The following is a 20,808-nucleotide window of genomic DNA, read 5'->3' on the forward strand; positions in this document are numbered from 1 at the left end:
TTTCTTATGCTTTTTGTGTACCTAAATCTGCAAGTACGTCTAAAATTTCTTTATAGAATTCTTCACGTGTACCACCGCGGTGAATCTCTTTATATAACTCGCCATCTTGAATAAATAAAATACGCTGACAGTAACTTGCACTGTATGGATCATGTGTAACCATCATAATAGATACGCCTTGATCTTTATTTAAGTTTGTCATCGCATCAAGTAAACTCGTTGCATTTTTAGAATCAAGCGCTCCTGTTGGCTCGTCCCCTAAAATAATTGCCGGCTCATGTACTAATGCGCGTGCTGCTGCTGAACGTTGTTTTTGTCCACCAGATACTTCAGATGGATACTTTTGAAGTATTGCTGAGATTCCTAACATATCAGCTACTTTTTCTACTTTCGGTCCAATATTACGTGATGGAACACCTTGAAGAGAAAGTGGAAGTGCAATGTTTTCATAAATAGATAAGTTCTCTAATAAGTTAAAGTCTTGGAAGATGAATCCTAACTTTTGTGAACGGAAATCTGACAGCTCACCTTGTTTCATTTTCGTAATGTCTGTACCCGCAATTTCAACAACGCCGCCCGTTGCCTTATCAAGCGTTGAAATTACATTTAATAATGTCGTTTTACCAGAACCAGATGGCCCCATAATTCCAACAAACTCACCCTCTTGAATTGAGAATGATACACCTTTTAACGCGTGTGATTGGTTCTCACCTTTTTTACCGTACACTTTTTGGACGTTTTTCACGTCTACAACTGGTTTCGTCATATATATCCTCCTACGCTTGTTTTTCCATTACCTATTTTGCGCCTTTTTGGGGTGAACTGCTATTTGTTAACATTACATTTACCTTACACTTTTGTAAGATAAAAAAGGTGTGATTGTAAGCTTGGCTTTTACTACTAGTTCGTTTTTTAATACAGCAAATCGGTAAATGAAATTATATTAGCGATTTTTCAAATATATCGACCGTAACTCCAAATATATCAGCGATTTTCAAAATATATCGACTTACCGACAAAAGCTGAAAATAAAAAATGGGCTATTCCACAAAAAGAACAGCCCACTTCTCTCTTTATCCCGCTTTAATGGGCAGTAAGACCCCCACCTCAAAATTCAGTGAAAGCAAAGAAGTTAGGTGGGGGATCAACTGCCCATAAAAGTCCGATTGGTTCAACTAATAATCAGTGGGGGATGAAGAAAACCCCCACTGATTAAAGTTTCACTTTATTTCTTTAAAGGTGTTACCGTCCAGTACGTAATAACACGCCAAATCCATTCTAGCGGACCCATTTTAAAGATTTTCATCCAAATTACACTAAACACAATTTGAATTGCATAAATTGCGATGCATACGTATAACGTCTGCATGTATGTTAAGTTTCCTGCAAAGTTAAATACACTACCTGCAATTAAGATCATTGCAGTTTGTCCGATATAATTTGTTAACGCCATACGGCCATAGTATTTCAGTGGTGCTAACAATGTTTGAACTGGTTTTAGTTGAAGTAGTAAAATTAATGCTCCAACATAAAAAGCTGAAATGATTGGTCCGACAGCAACTCCAATTTTTAAGAAATGGCTTGCGGCAGCTATCTTCTCATCATCTGCCTCAATTATCATATTTATGAATGGATTTGCAGGCACGTGTTCATATTGATACCACAATCCAATTACACTTAGAACAAGCATAACTCCTGTAAAAATAGCAATTTTGTTTATTTTCGCTGAAAGATTTTCAAACACTTTATACTGTCCTGCAGCAAGCCCTAATAAAATTAAACCTAGCGGTAAAAATTCTTTCGCAGCAATTACGCTAAAGGCAATTGTCAAAATAAGACCAATTACTAAGTTCACTTCTTTTTTCACTTTATAAAATGGTAAAACGATTAACCCGCAAATTGCATATAACGTTAATGCTTCTCCAGGTTGAAACATTTGATGAATGTAGCCAAAAATAAATAATGCCACTATACGGCGTAAAAATAAAACATATCCATTTTTCCCTTTTGCAATCGCTCTTGAAATAAAGATATAGAATCCTACTCCAAATAAGAATGAGAAGATTGAGAAGAAACGACCTTCTACAAATAAGTATAGAAATCTTTGATAGCTCGCATCCACTGTATTTGGCTCTGGGATTTTAATATGAAGTAGTGCAAGAATATTTACTAAAATAATCCCCAGTAATGCGAAGCCACGAATGTAATCTAACTCATCAATTCGTTTGTTTGTAATATTGTTCCCCATAAAGCAACTCCTTGTATAAAATTTAATCCTTCCTTACTCTACTGGAGAATGCGGCTCACAACTATCGACAAACCTTACAGAAATCTTACATTATTGTAATATAATAAAATAAAACCAGGTCATATTGCGACCTGGTCTACTCTGATTGTTTCGATCTTTGAGGTTGTCCCTTTTTACTGTTACGCTGTTTCACTTGAACAACTGGATCAAGTTCATTCGAAAACTCAGCGTTATGTCCATTTTGCGTTTTTTGCTCTGGATTATTTTGATCTGAACGTTTCGCCATTACATTCACTCCTTATTAGCGCGGTGTAATAATCATTTGATGTTGCAATTGGCGAATTGCCATACGTGCTCTATTTAACTGCTCACGTTGCTCATCATTCGCATGTTGTTGCATCGTTTGTAAATCGTTATATGCTTGTTCTAATTGCAGCTGCGCATCTGAATACTCCATCGTATTGTAATGCTCTTGTCTCATACCTTGGTCTAATTGTTCTTTCGCATATTCCACCGCTTGTTCCGCTTGTGTAATATACGATTCAAGTGATTGACGCTCTGCCATAATTGTCCCTCCTTGCTTCAATTCCCCTTTAGTGTGTCCCTTCCATCTGAACCTTATGAGTATGTTATAATGTATTTTGTTTCATTTTGACTCGGCTTAGGAGGGAAAGTAATGAAGGTTCAAAACCCTTTTCCATATACAAACGACAATAAACGTTATCACACATGGAATTACCATTTACGAAATGAATTTGGTGAAAAAATCTTTAAAGTTTCATTAGATGCTGGCTTCGATTGCCCGAACCGTGACGGTACAGTAGCTTATGGCGGTTGTACATTTTGCAGTGCCGCTGGATCTGGTGACTTCGCTGGCGATCGCCGCGATGATGTTATAACGCAATATCATGAAATGAAAGAAAAAATGCGCTCAAAGTGGAAAGATGGAAAATGTATCGCTTATTTTCAGGCGTACACAAATACACACGCACCACTTGAAGTGTTAAAAGAAAAATTCGAACCGCTTCTAGCAGAAAAAGACGTTGTCGGTCTTTCTATCGCAACTCGTCCGGATTGTTTGCCAGATGATGTTGTTGAATATTTAGCAGACTTAAATAAACGCACATACCTTTGGGTTGAACTCGGATTGCAAACTGTTCACGAACGAACTGCAAACCTTATTAATCGCGCTCACGATTACCCATCTTACGTGGAAGGCGTAAATAAATTACGTAAGCATGGCATTAGAGTTTGCTCTCATATTATTAACGGTCTTCCCCTTGAAGATTATGACATGATGATGGAAACAGCTCGTGAAGTAGCGAAGCTTGATGTACAAGGAATTAAAATCCACTTACTTCATTTATTAAAAGGAACGCCAATGGTGAAGCAATATGAAAAAGGACAACTCGAGTTCCTTTCTCTCGAGGATTACGTAAGTCTCGTTGTTGATCAACTTGAAATTATTCCAGAAGACGTAATTGTGCACCGCATCACAGGTGACGGTCCACCTGATTTAATGATTGGCCCAATGTGGAGCTTGAATAAATGGGAAGTATTAAATTCCATCGATGCAGAATTTGTACGCCGCGGAAGCTGGCAAGGAAAATATGCAAATGAGGAGAAACAACAATGAAATTAGAACGTGTATTACCGTTTGCTCGCTCACTGCTGCAAACGGCAGTAAAAGAAGGAGATTACGCTGTAGATGCAACGCTTGGCAATGGTCACGACACTTGCTTCCTAGCCGAAATCGTCGGAGATAACGGAAAAGTATTTGGATTTGATATTCAAAAAGAAGCCATTGAAAGCTCTACTATTCGTTTAAAAGAAAAAGAGCTTTTTGAACGTACTGTTTTAGTTCACGATAGTCACGACACGCTTCTATCCGTACTACCAGAAGACGCAAAAGGAAAAGTAACAGGCGCTATCTTCAACTTAGGTTACCTTCCTGGCGGTGACAAGCATATCGTTACAAAACCGAACTCAACAATTTCGGCAATTGAACAATTACTAGACGTAATGGCACCTGAAGGAATCATCGTCCTTGTCATTTACCACGGACACCCAGAAGGACAAGTAGAACGCGACGCTGTTCTCAAATTTGCAGAAGAGCTAGACCAAAAACAAGCTCACGTATTGCGATACGGCTTCATTAACCAACAAAATAACCCGCCATTTATTGTGGCGATTGAGAAACGATAATATATCGACGATTTTTCAATTATATCTATCGTAACTCCGGATATATCAACGATTCGACACACTATATCGACTTATCGACAAAACATAACAAAAAAAGACGTGCACTCATTGCACGTCTTTTTCTTATTCTCCTATATAATGGATGTATACAATATTTGAAGAAAGAAGGATAGAACTTTGCTAGTAGAACTAAGGGGAATTCAAAAGAAGTATGGCAAATCACTTATACTAGACAACATCGATTTATCCATTCCAGAAGGAGAGGCACTCGCTATCATTGGCGGGAACGGGACTGGAAAAAGTACTCTACTCAAAATAATTGCAGGATTTATTTCACCTACAGCAGGGACACTTCAAAGAAAAGAACATATACAAATCGGCTATGTACCTGAACATTTTCCTGAAGGGATTCGTTTTACATTAGAGGATTATTTATATCATCTCGGCCATATTCACGGTTTATCAACAAAATATTTAAAAGATAAAATTCCGATGCTTCTTGAATCTTTTCATTTACATCACGCAAGACATTCCGTTGTACGAAACTTTTCAAAAGGCATGAAACAAAAAACAGGCATTATGCAAGCATTACTTACAGACGTCCATTTACTAATTTTAGATGAACCACTTTCTGGGCTAGATCCTAACTCCCAACAAGAACTAGAACATATTTTACTGTCATTAAAACAACACGGCATATCTATACTCTTCACATGTCACGAAAAACAACTACTAGAAAACTTCGCCGATAGAATTGTGTCGTTAGCAAATCATACAATCACGGAAGATATCTCTGTGCAAAAAGGGGCAGAACAAGTCTATATTGAAGCAATCGTTCACGACACATTTTCAGCGATAGAACTACGAAAGCAATTAGGATTTATACACGTTGCACACAATTCAAATCAAAACCTTATTCAATTACAAATCGAAAAAGAATATACGAACGAAATGCTTCAGTTTTTATTACATAAAAAAGCATCTATCACACTGCTACAACCTAACTTTTAAATCGAAAGAAGGTTTATTATGTTTGCGCTTATTCGTTACCATTTTCTCGACTATACAAAATCGTATAAATACGTCCCTCCTATTGCGATGTACTTTGTGAACTTACTTTTTGTATATACATATAAACCAACTCCTATTGTACCGACATACTTGGAAACGGCACTCGCACTTTATTTATTATCTGCTTGGATTACGGTCACAATTTTTCATACTGAAGACCCTGTACAAGAACAAATTACTATTTCTCACACAAATAATATTTCCGCACTATATGTTGGTAAATATATTACGGCTCTTCTCATTTGTTCTGTTTTATCTTTTATATCCGTAATCTACCCAATTATTTTACAAATGTTTAATGAAGAAATGACAGTTTCTTTATTTTTAGTCGGATTTCTCGCTCACATGTCTTTCTCTATACTAGGAATTTCAATTGCAACTTTATTTACTAGAAATATTATTCAAAAAGCAAGCACCGCTTGGCTTAGCCTTACATTTATATTACTTATAACAATCGCCTCCATCCGGTTTAAAAAAGAGTTACTATGGTTTTTACCACCTGTCGAAAGCTTTCTAATGCTTGGACAATACAAATTTAATATACTGACTCACACACTATGGCTCACAGCTTGGGCTATCGTATATTCATTTTTATTACTTACTTTATTTCTTTTTATTGTTCGCAAAAAACGTTTTTAATTACATGTTAAAGGAGACGAAACAATGATCGGAATACTAGCAGGAATGGGGCCAAAATCAACTGGACCATTCGTCGATACAGTTGTAGCAAAGTGTCAAACAATATACGGAGCAAAGCATGATATGGACTTTCCTCATATGATGATTTATTCTTGTCCAACACCGTTTTATATGGATCGCCCTATTAATCACGAAGCAATGAAAAAAGCGATTATTGAAGGAGCACAAAAACTCGAAAGTACTGGCGTAGACTTTATCGCTATGCCGTGCAATACAGCACATCTTTATTTCGAGGAATTACAGCATTCTCTATCCATTCCGATTTTAAATATCGTCGATGAGACGTTACAAGCAATTCCCGAAAATACAAAAAGAGTCGCTCTTCTCGCAACAGAAGCGACAATTCAAGCTGGTATTTACCAAGATGGGATTATAAAACGTAATATAGAGTACATTCATCATGAAAAATGGCAGGAAATGATTAATCAAATTATTACTTATATTAAAAACGGAGAAGTTGAAGAAGCTCGCAAATTATGGAGTACGCTCGTCTTACAATTAAAAGATGAAGTAGATACCGCTATTATCGCATGTACTGATTTGAATGTTGTGGCGAGTGAAGATTTTGTTGATTCCGCTCAATGTCTTGCTGAAGCGGTTGTGAGGATGTATCTATCAAATACAAAGAAATCTTCATAAACATAGAAAACATCCCTTTTGAAATGTGTTTTTTGTTTAATAAAAATCCCCAAAACTTTTAACATTTTTCACAATTACTTCAAAATATCCACACTTAATCTCGCTATATTAAAATGAGGAATCTATTCATATAGGGAAGGCTAGGGGAACTGAAAGTATGAAAGTAAATCGTTCGCTTCATTACATTTTTTGGCGTTGGCATTTTTACGCTGGGCTTTTTATTACGCCGCTTCTTATTACGTTGTCACTGAGCGGGATTGGGTATTTATTTCGGGAAGAAGTTGAAGATTTCATCTATAAAGATTTATATTTTGGGAAGAGCGCCCAAACAGAATCTATTTCGATGACTGATTCTATTTCCTTAACAGAGAAAAAATATCCACATTATAGTGTGGCGAAAATTAGTGAGTTTAATGGGGATTATAATACGAGGCTTACGATTGCAAATGAATATACAGGACAACAAAAGTATGTGTATTTGGATAGCAATAATCAAATTGTTGGGGATCAAAACGCAAGTGAAACGTTTGCCAATATCATGAGGGAATTACATAGTTCTCTTCTAGTTGGTGGCACTGTCGTTAACTATATTGTAGAACTTGCGGCATGCTGGACAATCTTTTTAATTGTGACCGGGTTGTATATGAGTATACGCCAATTCAAAAATACACCAGCATCCAATAAGCGAGAAAAAGCAAAACGACGTCATTCTATTATCGGTATTATATTTACAATTCCTCTCGTTTTGTTAGTTGCATCTGGATTGCCATGGTCAGGATTTATGGGTAACCAAATTTATAAAATCGCAGCGTCGAATGAATCAATCGGATATCCAAAATTGTATATGGCACCGCCTGAATCGAAGGTAAAAGAATTACCATGGGCAACAAGAAAAGAAGCTCCTCCTGAATCGAATTCAAATGAGCCAAAAGCCATTTCAATTGATGAGTTACAAAAAGGAATTGAAATAAAGAAGCCATATGTTATCTCACTACCAGCTGATCCGAAAGGTGTATTCACCGTTTCGAAATCAAGCGGTTCCGGTATTACGGGTATGCATGTCGCACCAAATGAAGAAATAACAGCTTACTTTGATCAATATAGCGGAGAACTTATTTCCAAAACGGACTATCGTGATTATGGCTTATTTGCACAATGGTTCACTTATGGTATCCCGCTTCACGAAGGACATTTATTCGGATGGCCAAATAAAATATTATGCTTACTAACAACATTATCTTTATTACTTCTCATTTATTACGGAATAAAAATGTGGTTAGCAAGAAAGCCGAAAGGAAAATTAGCAGCGCCGCCAAAGCAAAGAGACAAAAAAAGCATAATCGTTTTCTTTATCATGATGGTTATACTAGGCGTTGTCATGCCTTTATTCGGACTATCTGTTTTAGTTATTTTCGCAATCGAGCTTCTCATATATGTATTTTCAAAAATACGATCATAATAAAAAGCATTTGTACTCTCTTGTACAAATGCTTTTTATTTACTATTCGTTTGTTTCTTTCTATTACTTATTAAAAAAACAATATCTACAATAATAATTGCGCCAATTAACACTTGTGGCACATAATCCATCATAGTAGGACCACTTGACCTATTCATCATCATATACATTCCCATCACAAATGAAATGGAAAGTAGCACGAGTAATGTTACTTCAATATGGTCATATAGTTTTTGAAACAATCGCTTCATTTCCAACACCACCTTTACCATATTATAACAAAAAACCACTCTACATGAGTGGTTTTCTTCATCACTGCGCCATTTTCTTTCGGTACATCTTCCCGTTCCAATAGAAGAATCGTGAAGTGAGGCCTCCGTACTTTACAATGCGCCGTGCCATTTTGTGCATATTCTTTTGTGCAGATACCTTTTGATCTGATAAATAAATACCAAGTAACCCTCGGCTTATGAGACGATGAAACTTCGCATGAGGCAAATCACCAATGCTCTTCTCTGCTTCTTCTACAAAATGTTTCATACGATCTAATATCGCTTGCTCGTTTTCATAATAACTACAGAAATTCAAATCCCCGCCTATACGGTCTTCTTCTTGATCAATGAAATAATCAAGTAAAATGTGAAGTCCTTGTACGTAAGGGAAGTACCCTTGTCTAATTTTCGCAATATCTTCATCATGTAATTCATCATGAAATGCATATGCGACAAGACAGAAAATTCCAAGCGTAGAACCTGCACATGCTGAAAATTCAAACCAGCTCATTTCAGGTAAGTTTTCTTTATGTGCTTCAAACCATGTTTGTAAGCGCGGTTCTCTTTCTTCTAATTTCACGTGTTTATGAATTTGCAAATCACAATAATAACAAGCAAGTTCATGAAGAACAGGAGCAATTTTGTCATAGTGTTTCGTTTTCTTTAAAACGTCTTGGCATGTTTCAACAAGTTCATCTAAATAACCACCATCGTCTTGATCATCACGATAGCGATAATAATTACCGCCACCTTCTACTTCAGGTGATAATGCCATTAACATCGATTCATGCAGTGCGGCAAAATCATTTGGGTCAAGTGATGTACTGCGGTCACATAAATTATCTAAATAATCGCTGATTGTTTGATACGCTACGATAAAACGAATGCATTCCTCTCGGTGCTCATTTGCTAGCAGTGCTAAAATACCACCGCCTTCGCAATGGAACGTTTTATTCTCAATACTTGCGATTGCCTGACTATGAAGCTCATCATTCGGAATATGGTAGGCACGCTCTTTCCACACCGCTAGCTCATGGTGTACAACCGGAAACACATCACGGTATACTTTCGCCATGAGCGTTATGGGATTACTCGGTACGTTCACTTCTTCCTTCATCTCCTCTATTCAATGTACAAATAATTTACTTATTTGTTTCTATTATGTTATTGATGCGTATTTCAGTAAATGACTGAATATAATTCAAAATTTCATCGCGCTCATACTCATTTAATAACTCATGATAACAATTCGGCCATTCTTTAAAAGCCTTATCACTCATTTTAACATTATCAAACCACATGCGGACACGTGTTTTATCTACAAGTTTATCCTCACACGCCTGCATTAGCAAGAGCGGAACATCTGGAAAATCATCTATTTTTTTATGAGCAATTTCGATAGACTTAATCAATTCACTATACCAACGTACTGATACTTTACGCAAGAACAATGAATCATTCTCCATCGCGTCCCGAACTTCATGATTACGAGTTGACATTTCCACTGTAAGATTCGTTGCAAATTGCAATTTCGGAGCGATAACATTTAATATTTTTGAGGCAACTTGAAGCGGTGCTGAAGGTCCAGCTACTACACCTAAACATGGCGAACTTAAAATAATGCCGTCTACATCTTCTCTCTTCGTTTCTTGCATCATACGAATAACAATAAGACCACCCATACTATGACCAAATATAAAAATAGGTAACCGATACTTTCTTGCCTCTTTCACCCACAATTTAACTTCCTCTATGTATTCATCAAATGAATCAATATGTCCTCTATTTCTCGAAGTCGTTCCATGTGATGGAAGGTCCCCCATTACGACGTGGTAGCCGCTATGATTCCACATTTCCGCAACGGCTTCGTAACGTCCGTGATATTCCATTGCGCCGTGCACGATAACAACGACAGCTTTCGCTTCCTCTGCTTCATAATTCCACATACGGCTCTCCTCCATTTCACTCTTTCTCATAATTTGATACACTGAAACTAGTCTCTAGGAAAGGAAGGCTTTACATGATATACCCTTACAAAGAAAAAAATCCAAAAATTGCGAGTAGTGCTTTTATCGCTGACTACGTTACCATTACAGGCGATGTTTCCGTTGGCGAGGAATCAAGTATTTGGTTTAATACAGTCATACGCGGTGATGTGTCACCAACAATCATTGGAGACCGAGTAAATGTACAAGACCAATGTACACTTCATCAAAGCCCGCAATATCCTCTTATTTTAGAAGACGATGTTACAGTTGGGCATCAAGTTATTTTACATAGCTGCCATATTAAAAAAGATGCTTTAATTGGAATGGGATCTATTATATTAGATGGTGCTGAAATTGGCGAAGGAGCCTTTATCGGTGCTGGGAGTCTCGTTTCACAAGGAAAGAAGATCCCGCCAAATACGTTAGCGTTCGGTCGTCCGGCGAAAGTCATTCGTGAATTAACAGAGGCAGACCGTAAAGACATGGAGCGAATTCGCACACAATACGTCGAAAAAGGGCAGTACTATAAATCATTACAGAAATAATTTTATCGCTGCCATAAGATTGGCAGCTCTTTTGTATGAAAAACTAACTTTTTCTTTACAAAACATTATTACTCCCTCAATAAAATCTTATTAAAATAAAAGCTAATATCTCCATATATATGTAAGCGAGGGAGGAGAATTTCCATGAAGGTCAGTGGACTGTATAAAATAGAATGTTACATTTTCAAAGGAATTAACCGATACTTTGATCAAAAAACATTAAATATCTTTTTCAGCAATATTACTCATATCGGCGGTGCTACTTTTTCAATCGCACTCACACTTTTCTTTTTAATTTTCGCAAAAGGAACTTTGCATCAAGCTGCAATCGCAACTGCTATTTCTTTAGCAATTAGCCATATTCCTGTACAAATATTAAAAAGATGGTATCCGCGAAAACGTCCTTATTTAACAATTCAGGATGCGAAATATCCAGTCCATCCATTAAAAGACCACTCTTTCCCATCTGGTCATACAACAGCCGTTTTCTCTGTCCTTATTCCATTTATTTGCTATAATCCAAGCTTATTTGCTTTTCTATTACCGTTAGCATTATGCGTTGGTATTTCTCGCATTTATTTAGGACTTCACTATCCGTCTGATGTATTCGTCGGTATGTGCCTCGGCACTTGCTCTGGCATCATCTCTTTTTATCAATTCATCCCACTTTTCACATAAAGGAGTGATATGATGAGAGTCGCCATTTTTACCGATACTTTTACGCCACAAGTTAACGGGGTTGCGAAAACGTTAGAACGATTAACACGTTACTTTCAGAAAGAAAAGATCGCCTATTCTGTTTTCGCCCCTCAGCATACAGCTGAAGATAATTTCGTAGCTAATGTGAATAAGATGAGAAGTATCCCATTAACAATATTATATCCAGAATGCCGCTTTTCTTTTCCTACTCCGCGCATTAAACGAGAACTTCTTTCCTTTAAACCTGACATTATTCACATTGCTACACCTTTCAACATGGGACTTTGTGGATTGTATTATGCAAAAAAGTTAAACATCCCAGTTGTCGGTTCTTATCATACTGATTTCGATGCTTATTTACGCTATTACAAAATCGAATTCCTCTCCAATATGCTTTGGAACTATTTAAAATGGTTTCATAGTCATATGCACAAAAATTTCGTTCCATCCCCTGAAACATTACATCAATTAAAAAATAAAGGCTTTCAATCTCTTTATATATGGGGACGTGGTGTAGATTGTACACTCTTTCATCCATCTTATAATACAGACCTATTCCGAAAAAAATATAATATTACAGCGAAGTATATTCTTTCCTATGTTGGACGGATTGCTCCTGAAAAAGATATCGACACTCTTCAAACACTTATTCAAACGACGAACAAAGAACGTGACGATATTCATTGGCTCATCGCTGGAGATGGTCCTTTGGCAACAAATTTGTATGAAAATGTCCCGCAAACAAATGTAACCTTTACTGGATATTTACAAGGTGAAGATTTAGCTGAAGCCTATGCTTCTTCCGATCTAATGGTATTTCCATCTGCTACTGAAACATTTGGGAACGTCGTACTGGAATCACTGGCATGTGGTACACCTGTTATTGGTGCAAATAGTGGCGGGGTTAAAAATATTATTACAGATGGAAAAACGGGCGTTCTATGCGAACCCAAAAATGAAGACTCATTTTTATCATCTATTTATGGTTTGTTAAATAATGAAGAAATGCGGAAACAAATGAGCCTAGATGCTCACTCCTACGCTACCACACAAAGCTGGGATGAAATTTTCAATAATTTACTCATGCATTATAATGATGTTATTCAAAGTCGAAATGCGGAAATGCTAGCTTAAATTCAACTTATGTATCATCAATTCACAATATAAAGAGAGGTCACCCTTCGAAGGGGGACCTCTCTTTATATTGCGTTTTTATTTAACTGTTCCATTGGTACATAAATATAATGAATATCATTCGAACTTATTTTTCTTTACCTTTTGTTTGATTCGCATTAAACGTCCAGTCCAATTTCAATGTATCTCCTTGGAATACGTTTTGATCTTCTCCATTATCTTCAAATATGAATTTCACATAGAAACTGTCATCCTTGCCCGGAGCAAGTCCGTTTCCTTCCCAGTTTACGACACCTTTTTCTACAAGATCAGGAAAGCTGCCATCAGCAGTAGCCTTTTTCAGTTCAGACAAAGTAGTTTCCCATACAGGAACTGTGTTTTTGTCTATGTTCCACAAAAACTCCACTTTAACATGATCACCGAAATCAGCAGTTCCATTATCACCTTTTGCATCTGTTACAGTGTAATCAGTAAGAAGATGAACGTCCTTAATTTTCAAAGTACCGCTGTTGATTAAGTGGAAATCGCGTTCTATTTGATCACCTGGTTTGATTTTGTCAACATCGATGATAACTTGTGGATCAATGCTCAAATCTAACGTACCAGCCGCAAACGTGTTTTCTGATACTTCTTTATCACTGAAGTACGCAAACGTTCCGCCCCCAATTAAAGATAAACCAAGAGCTGCGGATGCAACACCCATACCAATTTTTTTCTTAAGACTCATTTTAATGATCCCCCTATTTTTATAATATTTAAAAGCCAATAAGTTCATATAAAGTAAAATCAAATGGCTTGTTTCCTTATTTAATGTCTGTTAGTTTTACCTCTAAGATAGCCACTATATTCTTAATAAAGAACGTTTTGTTTTATTTAAGAGCGACTATCGATATTTGCAGAAGATGAACTTTCTCCTTCTTTTATCAACAGCCGCTCCTAAGACACTTTATTTACTTCTTCGGTTCTAGACCAATCTGACGTAAGAAATCTGCCAGTCCTTTTTTACCAATTGTTTCTTTCGGTTTAACTACTTCTGGGACACCGACTTCTTTTTGCAAGAAGTTTTTCTCAATGAAGCGAACATCTATCTCGTTTACGACACCGTCTTGGTTGATGTCTTGCGACACGATAGAAGCATCCTTCTTGCCGTATGCTTCCACTACACTTTGCATATCGCGAATGTCAATCAATCTATCACTATTCACGTCGCCTGCAAGATTTTTAGCATTTATTCTAATATTTTGCCCGCGCAGCTCATCTCCTACAAAATACCCTGGAATGAATTTTTTCATCGCTTTGAGATGTCCCGGAACATCAATCACAACTGTGTAGGCTTCAGTAGAAGCTGGGATGCCTTTGATCTCGTAGGCTCCTTGTGTATCAATCGTTCCTTTATATTTTTTACCGCTTGGAGACATCGCATATACTTGGGCACCGATTTTTGTATAATCTGCTTTTTTCAAAGAACCTTCATTCAAAAATGCTTCCGGCGCGATATAACCATACGCTCTCGAATGCGTTGGAATGATGTTAAAGCTTTCCGTACCGAAAGAAGGTATGGCAGTAGCTACTGTTTGTCCCGCTTTCATATAAGACGCCTGTTTTACATTAAACTGGTAATCACCCACAACAATATCGTAATATTCATTTACTACTTTGAACGTGACATCAAGGAAAGGTAGATCTCCGTCCATACCACTAAATGCATTCCCTTTCATAGATGCGCCAACTTTCACCGTATTATAGGAAGTTCCTTCTGTCACCACAGGTTCTTGCATTGATACTTCCAAACCTCTTTCCTTCGCGTACTCGTTTGCCGCATTGTTCAGTTTCACATTCTCAAACTTGAGCAAATCTTTTCTAAAGTCGATCTGGAATTCCCCGGATACAAGCTGCTTCACATTATTGAGACTAAGTGTCCTCGTAACTGTATCGCCGACTTTTACGTCTTTCTTATCATAACTAGAAGTCGTATATTCTGTACCTTCTTTTACGAAAACATAGTTTTGTTTACCAATTGCCGTTGCAATATCATACGTAGCCAAAGTCAAATTTAGAGGTTTCGTTGCAATATCACTTTCCTCAATACCGAATTTTACATCTCCATTTGCTTGGATTGGGAAGTACCCAAGTATATTTGAGGAATTTGCATAGTAAGCCATTTGATTGGACGATTGATCATAGTTTAAACCTTTTGATTTCAATAGATCCACTGTCGCATCCTTGGCTGTTCCATGCAGCCATACTGCTTTTTGTCCATCCTCTACTGTGAACATGGAGTCATTAACCTCGATTACACCCGGTTTTTTATCCATATTTACTTCCGGTGCTGTATTGTCCACGATAAGCGGATTATCTATAACATATGATTTCCCTTCCTCATCGTGTGCAATCAGTTCCAGTAGATAATCGCCTGCCGGAAGCTTTACAGGAAGATCACCAATCGGCTTAGAAGGATCATTGGTAAATGGATAGACAGTACCGCTAAATGCATTCATAAGAAACGTGTCTACGTCTATCAATAATCTGCTGGCATCTGCTGTGCCTATAAAACCTACAGCTTTCCCTGTTGCACTATCTTTAACAAGCACATCAATGGTTTTCATCGGGCTATTCAACTTCATGTTGACATGAACGAACGGGTACATATATTGCCAGAAAGGTGTCGTATTCGTCACGGATGGATTGGTCGTTTTCGCATATTCAAATCCCTTTTCCGTCACCATGACAGCGAATGGAATTTGATATGTTTCAGCCGGATTGTTCGCATTCGTTACATGAATATATCCTTCATATCTGCCCTTTGCTGCGCTAGCAGGAATCGTAATTTTTGGCTGCAGTTCCTGTAATTTTCCGCTTGCTACTGTAAGAGATGCCGGCACCTCAACTTGTATACCGTTCTTTACTGCATCTTGAATGCCTGTACGCTCACCGTGATACTCCACTTCTACTTTAAAGGATTTTTCGTCTTTACTATTGTTCTGGACAACCACTTTTTTGCTCGCTTCAATCGGTTTATCCCCTTGCTTAACATGTCTGCCAAACACAATGGAACCTGTTTGTTCGTCAATTTCGACAACTTTGCCATTCTCGATATTTTGTGTTTTGTCTAATACTTTAATGGATGTGTCCGTATGGACGGCTTGATACGCATCGATGCGCCCAGCACCCACTTCATATACAGAATTCTTGCCATTCAAATCATCAGATGTATTCATAAGAGCCGCTTTTACATCGAAAGGAGTGTATTCTGGATGTTCCTGCAAAATTAACGCTACTGTACCCGCTACGTGCGGGCTAGCCATAGAAGTGCCAGACAAGCGTACATACGCATTACCGTAGTTTATGCCGTCCTGCGGATCGTTAATATATTCCGGAGCAGTAGAGAAAATAGACACCCCCGGAGCAACTACGTCTGGCTTAATGTCATAATTCCCATTTACCGGCCCACGGGAGCTGAAATCAGCTAAGTGATCGCCTTCCGTTTTTGTATTGCTCAGCGTTTCGAATTTGAAAGATACTTCACCTAGCGCCTTTAACCGTTCGCCATCTGCTTTTGACAGACGGAAAGATGGAATAAGACCTACCCCCTCACCTAAGTAAGCAGATATTTGTCCGTCAGCATTGTTATACACAATAACTGCTTTTGCTCCGGCTTTTTTGGCATTTTTAATTTTTTCATCAAACGTAATTTCCCCGCGCTGAATCAGCGCAATTTTTCCGTTAAGATCTTTCCCTGTAAAATCAGCTTCTTTACCAAGTCCCGCAAATACAATTGGTAACGATTGTCCTTGCAATTCTTCTAACTTATCAGGGAAATCTTTACCTAATAACTGCATATTTTCAAATTTTTCACTCGCTACACTCCCGCTGAATGTAGGAATAGACATAGAAACATCACTCGCCCCAACTGAAATGCCAAGAGCTGCCGTTCCCGGGGAACCGAGAGTTTTTTCGTTCGGTCCGGCGTTACCTGCGGCAACAACTGTCACCACACCTGAAAGCATGGCGTTATTTACTGCAACAGAAGTGGCATATAACGGATCGTTAGTCTGCGCACCTAGCGACATGTTGATGACATCCATATCATCCGCAATCGCTTTATCCATCCCAGCAAGGATTCCCGCTGTATTTCCTCCGCCCCATGGTCCTAGGACTCTGTAAGCATATAAATCTACATCAGGTGCCACACCTTTTACAGCGTAATCTGCATTATTTTTCTTTTGAGCTGCAATCGTTCCTGCTACATGTGTACCATGGTTTGTATAGTACACTAAGCCAGGATATTCTGGCTTGCCAGCTTTTATCCAATCCTCGTACGTTGTTTCCATCGGATTTGCATCGTTATCTACAAAATCATATCCGCCTTTATAAGCATCTTTTAAATCTGGATGATTATAGTCAACACCTGTATCAAGAACGCCGACTTTAATCCCTTTACCTGTAATGTTTTCTGCATGAAGCTTGTCCACACCAATTTGCGGAATACTGTCCGCCATTTTTGGCTGGATTTCTTTTTGTGTTTCTACTGGAGGTTCTACTTTTACCTCGTAATCTTTAAAGACACGGTTTACTACTCCAGATTGGATCAACTCTTGCACAGCCACACCAGGCAACGTCATCGCTACACCGTTGATTGCATTTTTATATTCGCGTGTGATTTCCACTTTTTTCGTATCGTAAGTGCCAACATCTTTCTTCGATTTTAAAGATTCGACATGTTGTTTGAACACTTTATGCTCTTCATCCACTTTTGCTTGCGCAGTAGTAGCAGCTATTTTCTTCCCTTTCGCCGCTTGTTTCATCACTTCAATTTTTGCTGGAGCTTGATTGAATTCCACGATAACATTAACTAATTTAGGACTATTCGTATCAATATCAGGTGAAATCGTAAAATTAGGATTTACATCTAACTGTTCCAACGCTTTTCTTTGTTCTGCAGACAGATTCATTAGCACCTGTTCCGCATTATCAACTGGCTTTAGTTCAGCCGGACTTTCTGCTAATACGTTATACGGAATACCTTGTGACAATAGCATACCAGCAACTAACGTTCCTGTAAGAACCCTCCCAAATTTCCCTCTCTTCATACAAGTTCCCCCATCTAAATTTATTTGTATCTGTAGCCATTTCATAACTTAAATTTACGAATCTATTAGACTACGATTCTACTCCCTTATCTTATTAAATTTTAAGTTTTCCGAAAATTATCAAAAAGGAATATTTTTTATAAGTATTAGTTCTATACCGTATAGTACAAAAGAACTACCCCATGCCTTATTATTTTGAGAAAAATAATAAAGCACAGAGTAGTTCTTTTAAATGATTTTCATTTAAGAAAATGGAACAAGTTGATGCCGAACAGCATATATGACTGCTTGTGAACGACTTTTCACATTTAGTTTTCTGAAAATCTTATTAATATGGATTTTCACTGTCTTGTCACTAATATATAAAGCTTCAGCAATTTCCTTATTGCTAAGACCTTTGACTAATTCAAATAGTATTTCTTTTTCACGCTCTGTTAGTTCATTCTCATTTGATTCTAATTTCGTTTGTTGATGATATGTAATTAACTTTTTAGTCATACGCGGATGAATCACCGAATCTCCTTGTAATACCATTCGGATCGCCGCCACTACCTGCTCGGATGATGAATCCTTCAGCAAATAACCGTCTGCACCTGCCCGAAGAGCAGACATCAAGTATTCATCATGTTCATACATAGTTAATACGAGAACACGGCAGTTCGGATACTGATTCTTTACGAGAGTTGTAGCCTCGATACCATTTTTCCCAGGTAAATTAATATCCATTAAGATACAATCAGGCTTACACTCTTCCACTTTCTTTACTACCTCATCGCCGGAAACAGCCTCCCCAACTACTCGCATATCAGATTCGAGTTCCAATATACTTCGAATTCCATCACGCAAAACAGTATGATCATCCACTACTAATATTCGAATCATGATACTCCTCCCCCATTTCTGAATCTGGAATTAACAATGTGATTTCTGTACCTTTTCCTGCAGAACTATCAATTTGAAGGGCAGCCCCTAGCTGTTCGGCCTGTTCATTCATATGTAATATACCATAATGCGGCTCATCCTTTGCTTTTATCATAGATTCAAAAAGAGAAAAGCCAATTCCATTATCCTTTACCTTTAAAAGTACATGTTCCCGTTGATAGCTTAGTAAAACATCAACTTTGTCTGCCTTTGCGTGCTTTACAATGTTCTGCAAGCTCTCCTGCAAAGTATCAAAGATGACTCGTTCTTTCGTAAAACTAAGTTTTCGAGAACAGCCTCTTTCATGATAAAGAATGGCTAAACCATATTCTTGTTTTAAGGATTGAACTTTATTTGTAATTGCTTGTTTTAGTCCTAATCTTTGTGTTGGATATGGCTTTAAAGCATAAATAGAATAACGAACTTCACTTAAACTCTTCCGTAATTTTTTTATGCTTGTATCTACCACTTGCTGCATATCTTTTGGTCGGTCTGCATATTTTTTCTGCGCTGATTCCATCTGAAATATCACTCCGGCCAATGCTTGTGCGATTCCATCGTGGATTTCACGAGCAATTCGATTTCGTTCTTCTAAAATCGTTCTTTTTTCCTGTTCAGAGACGAGTGTCCGCGTTTTAAGCAAGCTGCCTAATTGATTGGCAAACGTAGCTAAAGTTTGTACATCTTCCGTAATAAAACTCGCACTCCTACTTTTCCCTGCCACAAACATTCCAACTAATTCATGATTTACTTTAAGAGGTAAATATACGAGAGAGCGCATCGTATTTTCAAACACTTCATCTCCCGGAGCCATACCTGTTTTCCAATCAGTCACAACAACAGTTTCCGATATCTCTTCAAACTCCTTATACAGGTCAGAATAATTAGAAATATCACGGCGTACTTTTCCGTCCTTTAATAAAAGGGTCCAATTCTCTTCATCTTTTGCCCATAAAACATATGCCTGTATTCCTAGAAATCCTTTCAGTGATTGTTTCATCTGCTGTAAGTTTCCGGCAGATAATCCATGACTTAATTCCGTCGTAATAGAAAAAAGCTTATATAATCGTTCTTTTTCCACCCGTATTTGTCTAACGAAAGAGCTAATGATACAAATTGCCACAAGCGGGAAAAAGAAGAATAGAACCATGATTTCATCTATCACGCCATGATATCGGTAATCTAACATATGTATAAGTGAGGAATACAGTAAACAAAAACTCAAACTCAAGAGTACTAATATATTCTTTTTACGCCACTCTTCTAGTGGATAGGGCTGTGGAAGAAGTATGATTAAAAGATCGTAAAATAAACTGTTAAACAGGCAAAGAAACGCGCCGAATAAACATAAGATTATGAATTTTTCATATACAGCTGACAGATTCATTCCAGAAATAAAAAAAGAGAAACATCCACTGGCAAACCATTCTGCTAATACGATACTAAGAGCAAGTTGCGCACAATTAAATACCGTCCTTTGCATCGGTAATCGGCAAAACAATTGGATACTTAACATCACACCCACACATGAAACAACTGTTATATACATTCCAAACTGCCAATTCATTGTATAAATAAGCGTAAGGCTAAGTGTAATTCCACCTCTCCAAATACGGATAGGAAAATACTCAGTAATTCCCATAAACATAATTAACAACAAAAGCAGCATAAGATGGGAAGGCATTTCAATTAAAAATAAGGACATCATAACAGCCATTAAACCAAGAAAAGAGATAGAATAAATATAAAAACTAGCTACTTTCTCTCTCATAGAAGTAAAATCTATCTTTCTCAAAACGATCCCTCCCTCAAAAGTTTATTATCATCATTATCTAATA

Annotated in this window: 20 protein-coding genes; 9 read left to right on the forward strand and 11 right to left on the reverse strand. The window is 37.5% G+C overall.

What is annotated here, in order from left to right; all coding sequences use genetic code 11:
• Nucleotides 1–4 precede the first annotated feature (4 nt).
• From ACTFOB_RS06600 to ACTFOB_RS06615, 4 genes are all read right to left on the reverse strand, one after another.
• Nucleotides 5–766 (reverse strand): ABC transporter ATP-binding protein, encoded by a 762-nt coding sequence (locus ACTFOB_RS06600; RefSeq protein WP_076875162.1) that lies wholly within the window; start codon nt 764–766, stop codon nt 5–7.
• A 459-nt stretch (nt 767–1,225) separates the two neighbouring features.
• Nucleotides 1,226–2,248, reverse strand: coding sequence for a DUF418 domain-containing protein (locus ACTFOB_RS06605; protein ID WP_440029856.1), 1,023 nt, complete (start codon nt 2,246–2,248; stop codon nt 1,226–1,228).
• Nucleotides 2,249–2,384: 136 nt separating this feature from the next.
• Nucleotides 2,385–2,534: a hypothetical protein gene (locus ACTFOB_RS06610; RefSeq protein ID WP_001129345.1), complete on the reverse strand. Its 150-nt coding sequence runs from the start codon at nt 2,532–2,534 to the stop codon at nt 2,385–2,387.
• A gap of 15 nt (nt 2,535–2,549) precedes the next feature.
• On the reverse strand, nt 2,550–2,813 hold the full coding sequence (locus ACTFOB_RS06615; RefSeq protein ID WP_000840870.1) for a YtzC family protein: 264 nt from the start codon (nt 2,811–2,813) through the stop codon (nt 2,550–2,552).
• A gap of 111 nt (nt 2,814–2,924) precedes the next feature.
• On the opposite strand from ACTFOB_RS06615, the gene ACTFOB_RS06620 reads away from it, so the two are divergent.
• The 6 genes from ACTFOB_RS06620 to ACTFOB_RS06645 all read left to right on the forward strand — a co-directional run bounded on the left by ACTFOB_RS06620 (nt 2,925) and on the right by ACTFOB_RS06645 (nt 8,321).
• A complete protein-coding gene (locus tag ACTFOB_RS06620) occupies nt 2,925–3,884 on the forward strand; it encodes a TIGR01212 family radical SAM protein (protein ID WP_000868034.1) in 960 nt (319 codons plus the stop codon).
• On the forward strand, nt 3,881–4,453 hold the full coding sequence (locus tag ACTFOB_RS06625; RefSeq protein ID WP_151631636.1) for a class I SAM-dependent methyltransferase: 573 nt from the start codon (nt 3,881–3,883) through the stop codon (nt 4,451–4,453). Before ACTFOB_RS06620 ends, ACTFOB_RS06625 begins: the two co-directional genes overlap by 4 nt.
• A gap of 177 nt (nt 4,454–4,630) precedes the next feature.
• The gene (locus ACTFOB_RS06630; RefSeq protein ID WP_151631637.1) at nt 4,631–5,464 is read left to right on the forward strand and encodes an ABC transporter ATP-binding protein; all 834 of its coding nucleotides are present in this window, start codon (nt 4,631–4,633) and stop codon (nt 5,462–5,464) included.
• A gap of 18 nt (nt 5,465–5,482) precedes the next feature.
• Nucleotides 5,483–6,163 carry an ABC transporter permease gene (locus ACTFOB_RS06635; protein ID WP_440029859.1) on the forward strand — a complete coding sequence of 227 codons (681 nt, stop codon included), beginning with the start codon at nt 5,483–5,485 and terminating at the stop codon, nt 6,161–6,163.
• 24 nt (nt 6,164–6,187) lie between these two features.
• Entirely contained in the window at nt 6,188–6,862 is a 675-nt protein-coding gene (locus ACTFOB_RS06640) for an aspartate/glutamate racemase family protein (protein WP_440029861.1), read from the forward strand.
• Nucleotides 6,863–7,019: 157 nt separating this feature from the next.
• Entirely contained in the window at nt 7,020–8,321 is a 1,302-nt protein-coding gene (locus tag ACTFOB_RS06645; protein WP_440029863.1) for a PepSY-associated TM helix domain-containing protein, read from the forward strand.
• 35 nt (nt 8,322–8,356) lie between these two features.
• On the opposite strand, the gene ACTFOB_RS06650 is transcribed toward ACTFOB_RS06645, so the two are convergent.
• The 3 genes from ACTFOB_RS06650 to ACTFOB_RS06660 all read right to left on the reverse strand — a co-directional run bounded on the left by ACTFOB_RS06650 (nt 8,357) and on the right by ACTFOB_RS06660 (nt 10,539).
• Nucleotides 8,357–8,572, reverse strand: a complete 216-nt coding sequence (locus ACTFOB_RS06650) for a hypothetical protein (RefSeq protein ID WP_440029864.1) — start codon at nt 8,570–8,572, stop codon at nt 8,357–8,359.
• Nucleotides 8,573–8,633: 61 nt separating this feature from the next.
• Nucleotides 8,634–9,698 carry a tetraprenyl-beta-curcumene synthase family protein gene (locus ACTFOB_RS06655; RefSeq protein ID WP_001102483.1) on the reverse strand — a complete coding sequence of 355 codons (1,065 nt, stop codon included), beginning with the start codon at nt 9,696–9,698 and terminating at the stop codon, nt 8,634–8,636.
• Between the two features lie 37 nt (nt 9,699–9,735).
• Complete coding sequence (locus tag ACTFOB_RS06660; RefSeq protein ID WP_440029866.1) at nt 9,736–10,539, reverse strand: lysophospholipase; 804 nt, start codon at nt 10,537–10,539, stop codon at nt 9,736–9,738.
• Nucleotides 10,540–10,613: 74 nt separating this feature from the next.
• Between ACTFOB_RS06660 and ACTFOB_RS06665 the strand changes: the two genes are divergently transcribed.
• The 3 genes from ACTFOB_RS06665 to ACTFOB_RS06675 all read left to right on the forward strand — a co-directional run bounded on the left by ACTFOB_RS06665 (nt 10,614) and on the right by ACTFOB_RS06675 (nt 12,959).
• Nucleotides 10,614–11,126: a gamma carbonic anhydrase gene (locus ACTFOB_RS06665; RefSeq protein ID WP_440029868.1), complete on the forward strand. Its 513-nt coding sequence runs from the start codon at nt 10,614–10,616 to the stop codon at nt 11,124–11,126.
• A 144-nt stretch (nt 11,127–11,270) separates the two neighbouring features.
• Nucleotides 11,271–11,804 carry a phosphatase PAP2 family protein gene (locus ACTFOB_RS06670; protein WP_098110781.1) on the forward strand — a complete coding sequence of 178 codons (534 nt, stop codon included), beginning with the start codon at nt 11,271–11,273 and terminating at the stop codon, nt 11,802–11,804.
• Between the two features lie 12 nt (nt 11,805–11,816).
• A complete protein-coding gene (locus tag ACTFOB_RS06675; RefSeq protein WP_440029871.1) occupies nt 11,817–12,959 on the forward strand; it encodes a glycosyltransferase family 4 protein in 1,143 nt (380 codons plus the stop codon).
• Between the two features lie 127 nt (nt 12,960–13,086).
• On the opposite strand, the gene ACTFOB_RS06680 is transcribed toward ACTFOB_RS06675, so the two are convergent.
• From ACTFOB_RS06680 to ACTFOB_RS06695, 4 genes are all read right to left on the reverse strand, one after another.
• On the reverse strand, nt 13,087–13,686 hold the full coding sequence (locus ACTFOB_RS06680) for a TasA family protein (protein ID WP_440029873.1): 600 nt from the start codon (nt 13,684–13,686) through the stop codon (nt 13,087–13,089).
• Nucleotides 13,687–13,909: 223 nt separating this feature from the next.
• Nucleotides 13,910–18,049 carry a S8 family serine peptidase gene (locus tag ACTFOB_RS06685; protein ID WP_440029874.1) on the reverse strand — a complete coding sequence of 1,380 codons (4,140 nt, stop codon included), beginning with the start codon at nt 18,047–18,049 and terminating at the stop codon, nt 13,910–13,912.
• Between the two features lie 243 nt (nt 18,050–18,292).
• On the reverse strand, nt 18,293–18,931 hold the full coding sequence (locus ACTFOB_RS06690; RefSeq protein ID WP_440029876.1) for a response regulator: 639 nt from the start codon (nt 18,929–18,931) through the stop codon (nt 18,293–18,295).
• Nucleotides 18,906–20,765, reverse strand: coding sequence for a sensor histidine kinase (locus tag ACTFOB_RS06695; protein WP_440029878.1), 1,860 nt, complete (start codon nt 20,763–20,765; stop codon nt 18,906–18,908). Before ACTFOB_RS06695 ends, ACTFOB_RS06690 begins: the two co-directional genes overlap by 26 nt.
• Between the last annotated feature and the right edge of the window lie 43 nt (nt 20,766–20,808).

Source organism: Bacillus cereus group sp. MYBK79-1 (assembly GCF_051915365.1).
Lineage (GTDB): Bacteria > Bacillota > Bacilli > Bacillales > Bacillaceae_G > Bacillus_A.